Here is a 13009-nt window from a genome sequence, read left to right on the forward strand (position 1 = left end):
GGGGGGTGTTCTCTGGACCCGGGTTGGTGCGGCTTTGTCTTTTTAGGCGGGCGCGGGGGGGGGGGGGGGGCGGCCGGGGGGGGGGGGGGGGGCGCGGGCCCGGGGGGGGCCCCCCCCCCTGCCGGCTTTCCGGGCCGCACCCGGTGGGATTGCCCGCCGGGTGTGATCCGGTGGCGGTGACCGGCGCGGCTCACTATCGGGGCATTGCGCGTGCTACGTACACCTAACGCACCGGTCACATCGTGAACCAGTAGGTCGCAGCCCCTTACGTGGCGGCGCATCGCGCTCTAGTCTGATCACTGCTCAAAGGTTACTCGCGAGTCACCAGCAACGAAGCGGGCCCCGGAGGACGCCGTGACGGACACCCACACGCTGATCGAAAACCGGCCGCCCTCGGTGGCCCACCTCTTCCTGGAGCGGGTGGCGGCCACGCCCGACATCGAGGCATATCGCCATCCCGTCCCCCCGGCCGCGGGCCAGGGGCCGGACGACTGGAAGGCGATCAGCTGGGCCCAGGCCGCGGAGCGGGTCTACGCCGTGGCCGCCGGGCTCATCGCGCTCGGCGTACACCCCGAGGAGCGGGTGGCCCTGGCCTCGAACACCCGCGTCGAGTGGATCCTCGCCGACCTCGGAGTGCTCTGCTCCGGCGCCGCCACCACCACGGTCTACCCCAGCACCAACGCCGAGGAGACCGCGTACATCCTGTCCGACTCCGGGAGCCGGGTGCTGATCGCGGAGGACGCCGGTCAGCTCGCCAAGGCCCGTGAGCGGCGGGCAGAACTGCCCGAGCTGGCGCATGTCGTCGTCATCGACGAGACGGGCGCGGAGCCCGCCGAGGGCGATCCGGAGGGCTGGGTGCTCACCCTCGCCGAGCTGGAGAAGCGCGGCACCGCCTATCTGGAGGAGCACCCGGAGTGCGTCAAGGAGCGGGTGGGCGCGCTGCGGGCCGACCAGCTGGCGACGCTCATCTACACCTCCGGGACCACCGGCCGTCCCAAGGGCGTCCGGCTGCCGCACGACTGCTGGTCGTACATGGCCCGCGCGATCCAGTCGACGGGCCTGGTCCATGAGGACGATGTGCAGTACCTCTGGCTGCCGCTGGCGCATGTCTTCGGCAAGGTGCTCACCGCCGGGCAGATCGCGACCGGCCAGGTGATCGCCGTGGACGGCCGGGTCGACAAGATCATCGACAATCTGCCGGTGGTCCGGCCCACATACATGGCGGCCGTGCCGCGGATCTTCGAGAAGGTCTACAACGGGGTCGCGGCCAAGGCTCGCGCGGGCGGCGGCGCCAAGTACAAGATCTTCCAGTGGGCGGCCGAGGTGGCCCGCGAGTACGCCAAGGTCTCGCAGGACAACTTCCGCCGCACCGGCAGCGCCTCGGTGCCGTTCGGGCTCGGCGCCAAGCACAAGATCGCCGACGCCCTCGTCTACACCAAGCTGCGCGAGGCGTTCGGCGGCCGGCTGCGCGCCGCGGTCTCCGGATCGGCCGCGCTCTCGCCGGAGATCGGCTACTTCTTCTCCGGCGCCGGTATCCACATCCTGGAGGGCTACGGCCTGACGGAGTCCAGCGCCGCCAGCTTCGTCAACCCCGGCGAGGCGTACCGCACCGGAACGGTCGGCAAGCCGCTGCCCGGCACCGAGGTGCGGATCGCCGAGGACGGCGAGATCCTGCTGCGCGGCCCCGGCATCATGCAGGGCTACCACGGCCTGCCGGACAAGACCGCCGAGGTCCTGGAGGAGGACGGCTGGTTCCACACCGGCGACATCGGCGAGCTCTCCCCGGACGGCTATCTGCGGATCACCGACCGCAAGAAGGACCTGATCAAGACCTCGGGCGGCAAGTACATCGCGCCGGCCGAGGTGGAGGGCCAGTTCAAGGCGGTCTGTCCGTTCGTCTCCAATGTGCTGGTGCACGGCGCCAACCGGAACTTCTGCACCGCGCTGATCGCCCTCGACGAGCCGACCATCCTGACCTGGGCGGCGGAGCACGGCCTGGGCGGCAAGAGCTACGCCGAGGTCGTCGCCACCGACCAGGTCCGGGAGCTGATCGACGGCTATGTCGAGCGGGTCAACGAGGGGCTCCAGCGCTGGCAGCAGATCCGCAAGTTCCGGCTGCTGCCGCGTGACCTGGACATCGAGCACGGCGAGGTGACCCCGAGCCTCAAGATCAAGCGGCCCGTGGTGGAGCGGACGTTCAAGGACCTGCTCGACGACATGTACACGGGGGCGCGCGAGGCGTAGCCCGTACGGGACGGCGATCCGGGCAACGGCGATCCGGGACGGCGGTACGGGACGGGCCGGTCGGTTCCCGCCTCGACTCGTACCGCCGGGCCGGTCGGCTCCGCCCCGTGCCGATGGGCCGGTTGGCTCCGCCCCGTACCGGTGGGCCCGCCCCGTCCCGCCGTACCGGTGCGTCCGCCCGTCCCGCCGTGCCCGCGACTCCGGCCCCGTCGGCCAACTCCCGCGGTACGTCAGCCGAATTGATGGCTGCGACCACCCACTTCTGTGACTCAGTGCTTATGGCTGCGCTCGTTCTGTCACTCTGTCGGTGGCGCATCCGGCGCCGTAGCGGAGCTGGGCGGGAGTTGCTCAATGAGGACGACAACTTCGTCTCCACGGGACGACGACGTCACGGCGGCGCGCACGACGAGGACGGACGGGTTCGCCGGCGGACCCGCGGCCGGGGCCGCCGACGGTCCCGCGGCCCGTTCCCGCCGGGCCAGCCTGCCCGGTGATCCGCGGGCCGCTGCCGCCGCCCGGCGCTTCGTCCGGGCCACCTTCGCCGACTGGACCGGCCGGCGGCTGACCGGTGCGGAGGGCCTGACCGGCCGGCTCGCCGACGCAGCGGAGCTGCTGGTCAGCGAGTTGGTGACGAACGCGGTCGTGCACGCGGGCACCACCGTCGAACTGCGCTGCCGGCTGGACCCGGCGGCCGGGCGGGACGCGGACACGGAGCCGTACCGGGGCCGCGACCGGGAGCCGTACGAGACGGCGCACCGGGAAGCGGCGGCCGCCCCGGGAGCCGGCGCCGACGACGCCTGCGGCCCCGGCATCCTCATCGAGGTCTCCGACCACCACCCCACCCAGCCGGTCCGCGCCCGTGCGGAGAGCGCCGCGTCCGAGAACGGCGGGCACGGGCTCCAGCTGATCAGCGCGGTCGCCGAATCCTGGGGTGTCACCTACCGCCGGGCCATGAAGACCGTCTGGTTCCGGCTGCCCGTGGGGGCCGCGGACGGCGCCGGCCGGCCCGAGCCGGAGATCGTCCTCGACAACCAGCTGCTCCAGCGCGAGCTGCGGGCCGCCGAGCTCCTCGCCCCGGCCCCGCGCCGCGCCGCCCGCCCGGAACCCGGCAGCGGCCGGGCCGACAACGGCGCCCTCTCCTTCCTCGCCGAGGCGTCCGATCTGCTCTCCGGTCAGCTCGACGCCGACCAAGTCGCCGCCCTCGCCGCCCAGTTGATCGTGCCCCGGCTCGCCGAGTGGTGTGCGGTGTGGCTGTACGACGGCGACGGCGGCGCACCCGGCCGGGGGATCGCCCAGGCCGGTGACGAGCAGCGGCTCGCCGGCGTCTGGCACACCAGCGAGAGCCGGATCGACGCGCTGCGCACGGCGCTGGAGAAGCAGCCGCCGGAACTTCCGGGCGGCGGCGCGTCCGGCGGCGCACCGGGCGTCGTGCCCTGGCCCTGGCCCTACGAACCGGGCGGCTACGGCCCCGGCGGCGCCGCACTGGCCTGCCCCCTGGTCGCCGGCGGCCGGCGGCTCGGCACCCTGCTCCTCGGCCGGGGCGGGCTGCCGCACTTCCCCGACGAGGTGGTCGCGCTGATCGAGGACCTGTGCCGCCGGGTCGCCCGCGCGGTCGCCACCGCCCGCGCCTACAGCCGCCAGGAACGCATCAGCCAGGTCCTTCAGCGCCGGCTGCTGCCCCGGGGGCGGGCGCGGGTACCCGGGGTGGAGTCGGCGGTGGTCTACGAACCGCGCGAGGGCGCCTGGGCGGGCGGCGACTTCTGGGACCTCTTCGACGCCGGCGACGGCCGCTGGTGCTTCGCGCTCGGCGACGTCTGCGGCAGCGGCCCGGAGGCGGCCGCGGTGACCGGGCTGGCCCGGCCGGTGCTGCGGCTGCTGGCCCGGGACGGCTTCGGGGTCGCGGCGGTGCTCGACCGGCTCAACAAGACCATGGCCCGGGAGGCCGCCGACTCGGTCGCGGCGGTCGCGGCGGCGGTGGCGGCGGCCGGTGCCGGGGCGGAGGCGCCGGTCGAGATCCGCGAGGAGGGCGAACAGGCCCGCTTCCTGTCCCTGCTCTACGGCGAGATCGTCCCCTACCCCGGCGGCTCCGGCGGCGCCCGCTGCACCCTCGCCAGCGCCGGCCACCCGCTGCCGCTGGTGCTGGGCACGGACGGCGCCGTCCGGGTCGTCGCGGCGCCGCAGATGCTGCTGGGGGTGGTCGAGGACGCGGCGTACGTCAGCGAATCGTTCGACCTCTGCCCCGGGGAAACGCTTCTGTGCGTCACCGACGGGGTGACCGAGCGGCGCTCGGGGCGGCGGCTCTTCGACGACGAGGACGGCCTGGCCACCGCCCTCGCCGCGGGCGCCGGCCTGGGCGCCACCGCCCTCGCCGACCACATCCGCCGCACCGTCCACGCCTTCGGCCCCACCCCGCCCGACGACGACCTGGCCCTGCTGGTCCTCCAGGCGTCGGGGCCCGGGGTGTCCTGAGGCACAGCGGCGCCGGACGGGCACCGCCCCGCCATGACGGACAATGGATCCCATGCCTTCCGCACTGCCTGATGGTGAGCCGATGCCCGAGGACGGGGCGCTGCCCGGTCATGACGCGGCCGGGGCCGCCGGGCGCCCCCTCGGCTTCTATCTGCATGTGCCGTACTGCGCGACCCGCTGCGGCTACTGCGACTTCAACACCTACACCGCGAGTGAGCTGCGCGGCTCCGGCGGCGCCCTGGCCTCCCGGGACAACTACGCCGACACCGTCGTGGACGAGATCCGGCTGGCCCGCAAGGTGCTGGGCGACGACCCGCGCCCGGTCGAGACGGTCTTCGTCGGCGGCGGTACCCCGACCCTGCTGCCCGCCGCCGACCTCGGCCGGATGCTGGCCGCGATCCGCGAGGAATTCGGCCTGGCGCCCGGCGCGGAGATCACCACCGAGGCCAACCCGGAGTCCGTCGACCCCCGCTACCTCGACGCACTGCGCGCGGGCGGCTTCAACCGGGTCTCCTTCGGCATGCAGAGCGCCCGGCAGCACGTCCTGAAGATCCTCGACCGGACGCACACCCCGGGCCGCCCCGAGGCATGCGTCGCCGAGGCCCGCGCCGCCGGTTTCGACCACGTCAACCTCGATCTGATCTACGGCACCCCGGGCGAGACCGACGACGACTGGCGCGCCTCCCTCGACGCCGCGATCGGCGCCGGCCCCGACCATGTCTCCGCCTACGCCCTGATCGTCGAGGAGGGCACCCAGCTGGCCCGCCGGATCCGCCGCGGCGAGGTCCCGATGACCGACGACGACGTCCACGCCGACCGCTACCTGATCACCGACGAACGCCTCGCCGCGGCCGGTTTCACCTGGTACGAGGTCTCCAACTGGGCCACCACCGACGCCGCCCGCTGCCGCCACAACGAGCTCTACTGGACCGGCGCCGACTGGTGGGGCGCCGGCCCCGGCGCCCACAGCCACGTCGGCGGCGTCCGCTGGTGGAACGTCAAACACCCCGGCGCCTACGCCCAGGCCCTCACCGAGGGCCGCTCCCCGGGCGCCGGCCGCGAGCTCCTCTCCGCCGAGGACCGCCGCGTCGAACGCATCCTCCTGGAACTGCGCCTCGCGGACGGCTGCCCCCTGGACATCCTCGCCCCGGCGGGGGCGCGGGCGGCGGCGCGAGCGCTGGCGGACGGCCTGCTGGAGCCCGGTCCGTACGAGGCCGGCCGGGCGGTGCTGACGCTCCGGGGGCGGCTGCTGGCGGACGCGGTGGTGCGGGATCTGGTGGACTGATCACCCGGCCGAGGGATCTCACCCCAGAGACCCCGCCCACCGGGCAACGCCGTCCCTAGGCTGCGGGCAATTCGTCAGCAGGCAAGGGTAGTTGGGTGGTTGGCCACAGTGCGCGATCAGCATATCGAGGAGTACTTCGCGGAGTTCGAGCCTCCGGAGGGTCTCCGGGCGGAGCTCCTGCGCCGGGAAATCCTGCTGAGCGGCGGGACGGATATCGTCCACAACAGGATCGTCAGCGAGGTGCTCGGCCAGATTCCGCGCGACCGCTGGCGCGGATTCGCGACACAGCACCTCGCGTTCCCGGGGGAGGCCAGCAAGCCGCAGCCCGACCTGGTGGTGATGGAGCGCGGACGATGCGGGCGCTCCGGATGGCTCGTGCCCGCTTCGGACGTGACGCTGTTGCTCGAGGTGGTCTCCCTGCGCAGCGCGGACCGCGACTACGGCCTGAAGCGCTCCCTCTACGCCGCCGGGGGTGTCCCCGGGTACTTGATCATTGACCCGTACGACGCCCGCTGCGTCCTGCTCTCCGAGCCCGTCGGCGCCGGTGAGGAGGCCGACTACACGGTGCAGCGGATCACCGAGTTCGGCGTCCCCGTGCCGCTGGAGCCGCTCGGCACCGAGCTGGACACCACCGACTTCGGGACCCTCCCCAACGTCAGGCCCCACCGCCGCCCGTGACGAAGTCGATCAGCTCCTCCACCCGCCCCAGCAGCGCCGGCTCCAGGTCCTTGTAGGAGCGTACGCAGGAGAGGATCCGCTGCCAGGCGGCGCCGGTGTTCTCCGGCCAGCCCAGTGCCCGGCAGACGCCCGTCTTCCAGTCCTGGCCGTGCGGGACGGCGGGCCAGGCCGGGATACCGACCGAGGACGGTTTCACCGCCTCCCAGATGTCGATGTACGGGTGGCCCACCACCAGCGCATGATCACCGGTCACCCCGGCCGCGATCCGGGACTCCTTCGAGCCGGGGACGAGATGGTCGACGAGGACGCCGAGGCGGGCGTCCGGGCCGGGGGAGAAGCCGCGGACGATGGCGGGCAGGTCGTCGACGCCCTCCAGGTACTCCACGACGACGCCCTCGATGCGCAGGTCGTCGCCCCACACCCGCTCCACCAGCTCGGCGTCGTGCCGGCCCTCCACATAAATGCGCCCGGCGCGGGCGACCCGTGCGCGGGCGCCGGGGACGGCGAGGGAGCCCGATGCCGTGCGTGCCGGACCGCTCGGCGCCGGCGCGCCCTGGGGGCGTACCAGCGTGACCACCTTGCCCTCCAGGAGGAAGCCGCGTGGCTCCATGGGAAAGACGCGGTGCTTGCCGAAGCGGTCCTCCAGGGTGACGGTGGGGCCCTGCGCCGTCTTCTCGCAGCGGATCACCGCGCCGCAGAAGCCCGAGGTGACCTCCTCGACGACCAGATCGGGTTCCGCGGGGACCTCGGGCGCGGGGCGCTGCTTCTTCCACGGCGGGGTGAGGTCGGGGCTGTAGTGCCTGTTCTGCATCGAGTGGGGCCTGTTCTCTGCGGGTGGTCGGTGTTTCGGCCGGGGGTCCGGGGGTCGCCCCCGGAGGATGCAGTCACGGCGGGGTGAGGTCGGGGCTGTAGCGCTTGCTCTGCATGGGGGCCTGTCTCGTGAGGTCGGCGGACGGGTCAGGAGGGAGCGACGCCGAAGCGGGCGGCGAGGGCGGCACGCTGGGCGCGGACGAAACCGGCGTCCACCACGGCGCCGTGGCCGGGCACGTACCGTGCGTCCTCGCCGCCGAGGGCCAGCAGCCGGTCCAGTGCGCCGGGCCACCGCTGCGGCAGCGCGTCCGGGCCCGCCTGGGGCTCGCCGGACTCCTCGACCAGATCGCCGCAGAAGACGATCTCGGGGGACCCGCCCCGGCCCGGTACCAGCACCGCCAGATCGTGCGCCGTGTGACCGGGGCCGACATTGGCGAGCAGCACCTGCCGGTCGCCGAGCTCGACGGTCAGCTGGTCGTGGACGTGGTGGTGCGGGGCGACCAGCAGATCGGCGGCCTCGGCGGCCGCCTCGCGGTCGACACCGTGCCGTATCGCGTCGTGCCGCAGCTCGTCCTTGCCGCGGCGCAGCAGCTCGCCCAGCCCGGCCGCGCCGAAGACCTGGACGCCCGCGAAGGCGGCGGTGCCCAGGACATGATCGAAATGCGGGTGGGTGAGCGCGACATGCGTCACGTTCCGGCCCAGCACACCGCGGATCGCACGCCGCAGATCCGCACCGTCGCGCAGGGTCGCGCCGGTGTCGACGATCATGACGCCGGTGGTCCCCGCGATCACGCCGATCGTCTCGTCCCAGCCCGGCATCCGGCGTCTGGCGACACCGTCACCGAGCTGTTCCCAACCGGCCTCTTCCCAAGACGTGTGCATACCGAGACGCTAGCGCCATCGCGATAGCGTTGCCCGACAGATCGACCGAACACGGTCACCGGGCGGGTGCTGTGTGCGGCCGCCCTTGCCGAGTCCGTGCTACTCGGCCGTACACTGGCTCAAGGTCTGGCACTCGGCCCGTGTGAGTGCCAGGAGAGTCGAGACGGCGGACGGCCGGGCTGGAGGTGCGCGGGATGCTCAGTGAACGCAGGCTCGAAGTGCTGCGCGCCATCGTCCAGGACTATGTCGGGACGGAGGAGCCGGTCGGCTCCAAGGCCCTGACCGAACGCCATCAGCTCGGCGTCTCGCCGGCCACCATCCGCAACGACATGGCCGCCCTGGAGGACGAGGGTTTCATCGCCCAGCCGCACACGAGCGCCGGGCGCATCCCGACCGACAAGGGCTACCGCCTGTTCGTCGACAAGCTGGCCGGTGTGAAGCCGCTGTCCAGCCCGGAGCGGCGGGCGATCCAGAACTTCCTGGACGGCGCCGTCGACCTCGACGACGTGGTGGGCCGCACGGTCCGGCTGCTGGCGCAGCTGACCCGGCAGGTCGCGGTCGTCCAGTACCCGTCCCTGACCCGGTCCACGGTCCGGCACGTCGAGCTGCTGGCCCTGGCCCCGGCCCGGCTGATGCTGGTGCTGATCACGGACACCGGGCGGGTCGAGCAGCGGTTGATCGACTGCCAGGCGCCGTTCGGCGAAACCTCCCTGGCGGACCTGCGGGCCCGGCTCAACAGCCGGGTCGTGGGGCGCCGGTTCGCGGATGTGCCGCAGTTGGTGCAGGATCTCCCCGAGTCCTTCGAGCAGGACGACCGCAGCACGGTCTCGACAGTGCTGTCGGTGTTGCTGGAAACTCTGGTGGAGGAGACCGAAGAGCGGCTGATGATCGGCGGCACCGCCAATCTCACGCGCTTCGGGCACGATTTTCCCCTGACCATCCGGCCGGTGCTGGAAGCCCTTGAGGAGCATGTGGTGATGCTCAAGCTTCTCGGTGAGGCCAAGGACTCGGGCATGACCGTACGCATCGGGCATGAGAATGCCCACGAGGGCCTGGCGTCCACATCGGTCGTCACGGTCGGCTACGGTTCGGGCGACGAGGCAGTCGCCAAACTCGGCGTGGTCGGACCGACCCGCATGGACTACCCCGGAACGATGGGAGCGGTACGCGCAGTGGCACGTTACGTCGGACAAATCCTCGCGGAGTCGTAAGTGGCCACGGATTACTACTCGGTCCTCGGTATCGGACGCGACGCCTCGCAGGACCAGATCAAGAAAGCCTTCCGCCGGCTGGCGCGTGAGCTGCACCCGGACGTGAACCCGGATCCGAAGACCCAGGAGCGGTTCAAGGAGATCAACGCCGCTTACGAGGTGCTCTCGGACCCGCAGAAGAAGCAGGTCTACGACCTCGGCGGGGACCCCCTCTCGCAGGCGGGCGGCGGCCAGGGCGCGGGCGGCTTCGGCGCGGGCTTCGGCAACTTCTCCGACATCATGGACGCGTTCTTCGGCACCGCGTCGCAGCGCGGGCCGCGCTCGCGCACCCGCCGCGGCCAGGACGCCATGATCCGGCTCGATGTCGAGCTGACCGAAGCGGCCTTCGGCACGACCAAGGACATCCAGGTCGACACCGCCGTCGTCTGTACGACGTGCAGCGGCGAGGGCGCGGCGCCGGGCACCTCGGCGCAGACCTGTGACATGTGCCGCGGCCGCGGTGAGGTCTCGCAGGTCACCCGGTCGTTCCTGGGCCAGGTCATGACCTCGCGGCCGTGCCCGCAGTGCCAGGGCTTCGGCACCGTCGTCCCGACGCCGTGCCACGAGTGCGCGGGCGACGGGCGGATCCGCTCCCGCCGCACCCTGACCGTCAAGATCCCGGCCGGTGTCGACAACGGCACCCGCATCCAGCTCGCGGGCGAGGGCGAGGTCGGCCCCGGCGGCGGCCCCGCCGGTGATCTCTATGTGGAGATCCACGAGCTGCCGCACCCGGTCTTCCAGCGGCGCGGCGACGATCTGCACTGCACGGTCACCATCCCGATGACGGCGGCGGCGCTGGGCACGAAGTGCCCGCTGGAGACGCTCGACGGGGTCGAGGAGATCGATGTCCGGCCCGGTACCCAGTCCGGCCAGTCGATCCCGCTGCACCAGCGCGGGGTGACCCATCTGCGCGGCGGTGGCCGCGGCGACCTCATCGTCCATGTCGAGGTGCAGACGCCCACCAAGCTCGACCCCGAGCAGGAGGAGGCGCTGCGGCGGCTGGCCAAGCTCCGCGGTGAGGAGCGGCCCACGGGGCAGTTCCAGCCGGGGCAGCAGGGGCTGTTCTCGCGGCTGAAGGACGCGTTCAACGGGCGATAGCCCAGGTCGGCCCAGGGTCCGCGGAGCTTCCCCGGGCCCGCGTGGCAGCCACCGCCCCCGTTCGGGGCGAGGCGGTGGGCGTGACACGATGTGCTCATGCCCACCGCACCGACCGATCTCTGCCGCTACCCGATCGTGCAGGCCCCGATGGCGGGAGGCGGCTCCGGACCCGAGCTGGCCGCCGCCGTCTGTGCGGCCGGCGGTCTCGGCTTCCTCGCCGCCGGCTACAAAACCGCCGACGGGATGTACCAGGAGATCAAACAGCTGCGGTCGCTGACCGACCGGCCCTTCGGCGTCAACCTCTTCATGCCGCAGCCCTCCCTGGCCGACGGCTCCGTGGTCGAGGTCTACCGCGAACAGCTCGCCGGCGAGGCCACCTGGTACGAGACCGAACTCGGCGACACCGACGGGCCCATCGACGACGGCTACGAGGCCAAGCTCGCGATACTGCGCGAGGACCCGGTGCCGGTGGTGTCCTTCACCTTCGGCTGCCCCTCGCGCGCCGTCCTCGATGCGTTCGCCAAGGTCGGTACGTACACCATTGTCACGGTCACCACCGCCGCCGAGGCACAGGCCGCGCAGTGGTCGGGTGCGGACGCGGTGTGTGTGCAGGGCGTGGAGGCCGGCGGCCACCAGGGCACCCACCGGGACGATCCGCACGCGGACGGGACCGGCGCGGGGCTGGGGCTGCTGGCGGCGCTCGGGCAGGTCCGGGAAGCCGTGCAGATTCCGATGATCGCCGCGGGCGGGCTGATGCGCGGGTCGCAGATCGCGGCCGTGCTGGCCGCCGGGGCGACCATGGCGCAGCTGGGCACCGCCTTCCTCGCCACCCCCGAGTCGGGCGCCAACCCGCTGCACAAGCAGGCGCTGACCAACCCCCTGTTCACGCATACGGAGTTGACCCGGGCGTTCTCCGGACGGCCGGCCCGCGGGCTGGTCAACCGCTTCCTGCGCGAGCACGGCCCGTACGCCCCGGCCGCCTACCCGGCCGTCCACTACCTCACCTCCACCGTGCGCAAGGCCGCCGCCAAGGCGGGCGACGCCCAGGCCATGAACCTGTGGGCCGGGCAGGGGCACCGGCTGGCGCGGGAGCTGCCCGCCCGGCAGCTGGTGGAGGTGCTGGCGGCCGAACTGGACGCCGCGCGCGCCGCGTTGCAGCGCACCGCCAACGGAACCGCCTCATGACCGCGCCCGTCTTCCTCGTCGAGTCGCTCGCGGGCGTACGGGCCGGCGGCACGCTGACGCTGGACGGTCCCGAGGGCCGGCACGCGGTCTCGGTGCGCCGGATGCGGACCGGCGAGGAGATCGTCCTGACGGACGGTCACGGCAGCGGCGCCCACGGGACGGTCGCCGCCGTCGAGGGCAAGGACCGGCTCACCGTCGCGGTCACCGAGCTGCGCACCGAGGACCCGCCCCGGCCCACGATCACCGTCGTCCAGGCGCTGCCCAAGGGTGACCGCGGGGAGCTGGCCGTCGAGACGATGACCGAGACCGGGGTGGACGCCATCGTGCCCTGGCCGGCGGCGCGTTGTGTCACCCAGTGGAAGGGCGAACGGGCCGCCAAGGCGCTGGGCAAATGGCGCGCCACCGCCCGCGAGGCGGGCAAGCAGTCGCGCCGGCTGACCTTTCCCGAGGTCGCGGACCCGCTGACCACCAAGCAGGTGGCCGCGCTGCTGGCCGACGCGGACTTCGCGGCCGTCCTCCACGAGGAGGGCAGCGCGCCGCTCGCCACCGCCGAACTCCCCGCCGAGGGGCGGATCGTGCTCGTCGTCGGTCCGGAAGGCGGAGTCTCGCCGGAGGAGCTGGCCGCCTTCGCGGAGGCCGGTGCGAAGCCGTTTCGCCTGGGGGCGAGTGTGTTGCGGACCTCTACGGCCGGGACGGCGGCCACGGCGTTGTTGATGGGGCTTACGGGGCGGTGGGGGTAGGGCTTCGGCCCACGTTTTTGGCTTTCCCGCCTTTCCGCTGCGCTTTGCCTTCGGGCCCACGTTTTTGGCCTCCTCGCCGTGGTGGTTGCTCGCCGTTTGTTGCCCGCTTGCGCGGTGCCACCCGCTGCGCTTTGCCTCGGCCGACGTTTTCGGCTGGCCCGCCGTGGGGGTTTCCCGCCGTTGCGCCTGGCGGCGGGCCGGGTCCGCTGCGCGGGGCTGTCGGGTGCGGTGACGGGCCTGCGCGGGTGGGTGTCCGGACTGCTTCGCTTTACGTCCGGACACCCACCCCCGCCCGCCCCGCCCCACCCCGGGGGGGGGGGGGGGAGGGCGGTGTGTTATAAAAAAAAGAAGCTGCCCACGATTTAGGG

The 13009-nt window shown here is 72.9% G+C and carries 10 protein-coding genes; 8 read left to right on the top strand and 2 right to left on the bottom strand.

Going from position 1 to position 13009, the window contains the following annotated elements:
- Window positions 1-354: 354 nt before the first annotated feature.
- The 4 genes from ACFWJW_RS14970 to ACFWJW_RS14985 all read left to right on the top strand — a co-directional run bounded on the left by ACFWJW_RS14970 (window position 355) and on the right by ACFWJW_RS14985 (window position 6676).
- Window positions 355-2244 carry an AMP-dependent synthetase/ligase gene (locus tag ACFWJW_RS14970; RefSeq protein WP_387240059.1) on the top strand — a complete coding sequence of 630 codons (1890 nt, stop codon included), beginning with the start codon at window positions 355-357 and terminating at the stop codon, window positions 2242-2244.
- Between the two features lie 351 nt (window positions 2245-2595).
- The gene (locus tag ACFWJW_RS14975; RefSeq protein ID WP_387240062.1) at window positions 2596-4713 is read left to right on the top strand and encodes a SpoIIE family protein phosphatase; all 2118 of its coding nucleotides are present in this window, start codon (window positions 2596-2598) and stop codon (window positions 4711-4713) included.
- Window positions 4714-4765: 52 nt separating this feature from the next.
- On the top strand, window positions 4766-5998 hold the full coding sequence (hemW, locus tag ACFWJW_RS14980; RefSeq protein WP_387240065.1) for a radical SAM family heme chaperone HemW: 1233 nt from the start codon (window positions 4766-4768) through the stop codon (window positions 5996-5998).
- 108 nt (window positions 5999-6106) lie between these two features.
- Window positions 6107-6676, top strand: a complete 570-nt coding sequence (locus ACFWJW_RS14985; protein WP_387240068.1) for a Uma2 family endonuclease — start codon at window positions 6107-6109, stop codon at window positions 6674-6676.
- On the opposite strand, the gene ACFWJW_RS14990 is transcribed toward ACFWJW_RS14985, so the two are convergent.
- Window positions 6654-7487 (bottom strand): DUF3097 domain-containing protein, encoded by an 834-nt coding sequence (locus ACFWJW_RS14990; protein WP_387240071.1) that lies wholly within the window; start codon window positions 7485-7487, stop codon window positions 6654-6656. The genes ACFWJW_RS14985 and ACFWJW_RS14990 overlap by 23 nt on opposite strands.
- Before the next feature lie 146 nt (window positions 7488-7633).
- Entirely contained in the window at window positions 7634-8368 is a 735-nt protein-coding gene (locus ACFWJW_RS14995) for an MBL fold metallo-hydrolase (RefSeq protein ID WP_387240074.1), read from the bottom strand.
- 194 nt (window positions 8369-8562) lie between these two features.
- On the opposite strand from ACFWJW_RS14995, the gene hrcA reads away from it, so the two are divergent.
- From hrcA to ACFWJW_RS15015, 4 genes are all read left to right on the top strand, one after another.
- Complete coding sequence (gene hrcA, locus ACFWJW_RS15000) at window positions 8563-9579, top strand: heat-inducible transcriptional repressor HrcA (protein ID WP_387240077.1); 1017 nt, start codon at window positions 8563-8565, stop codon at window positions 9577-9579.
- Window positions 9580-10716, top strand: coding sequence for a molecular chaperone DnaJ (gene dnaJ / locus ACFWJW_RS15005; RefSeq protein WP_042154692.1), 1137 nt, complete (start codon window positions 9580-9582; stop codon window positions 10714-10716).
- A gap of 96 nt (window positions 10717-10812) precedes the next feature.
- Window positions 10813-11901, top strand: a complete 1089-nt coding sequence (locus ACFWJW_RS15010; RefSeq protein WP_387240080.1) for a nitronate monooxygenase — start codon at window positions 10813-10815, stop codon at window positions 11899-11901.
- Window positions 11898-12641 (top strand): 16S rRNA (uracil(1498)-N(3))-methyltransferase, encoded by a 744-nt coding sequence (locus tag ACFWJW_RS15015; RefSeq protein ID WP_387240083.1) that lies wholly within the window; start codon window positions 11898-11900, stop codon window positions 12639-12641. The genes ACFWJW_RS15010 and ACFWJW_RS15015 overlap by 4 nt, the downstream gene beginning before the upstream one ends.
- The last annotated feature ends 368 nt before the right edge of the window (window positions 12642-13009 follow it).

The organism is Streptomyces sp. NPDC127097 (genome assembly GCF_042724075.1).
GTDB lineage: Bacteria > Actinomycetota > Actinomycetes > Streptomycetales > Streptomycetaceae > Streptomyces.

Bases quoted from the DNA above. Each gene is read 5' to 3' on its own strand.
- ACFWJW_RS14990 (WP_387240071.1), bottom strand. From the start codon at position 7,487: ATGCAGAACAGGCACTACAGCCCCGACCTCACCCCGCCGTGGAAGAAG.
- ACFWJW_RS14995 (WP_387240074.1), bottom strand. From the start codon at position 8,368: ATGCACACGTCTTGGGAAGAGGCCGGTTGGGAACAGCTCGGTGACGGT.
- ACFWJW_RS15010 (WP_387240080.1), top strand. From the start codon at position 10,813: ATGCCCACCGCACCGACCGATCTCTGCCGCTACCCGATCGTGCAGGCC.
- ACFWJW_RS15015 (WP_387240083.1), top strand. From the start codon at position 11,898: ATGACCGCGCCCGTCTTCCTCGTCGAGTCGCTCGCGGGCGTACGGGCC.
- hrcA (WP_387240077.1), top strand. From the start codon at position 8,563: ATGCTCAGTGAACGCAGGCTCGAAGTGCTGCGCGCCATCGTCCAGGAC.
- ACFWJW_RS14975 (WP_387240062.1), top strand. From the start codon at position 2,596: ATGAGGACGACAACTTCGTCTCCACGGGACGACGACGTCACGGCGGCG.
- hemW (WP_387240065.1), top strand. From the start codon at position 4,766: ATGCCTTCCGCACTGCCTGATGGTGAGCCGATGCCCGAGGACGGGGCG.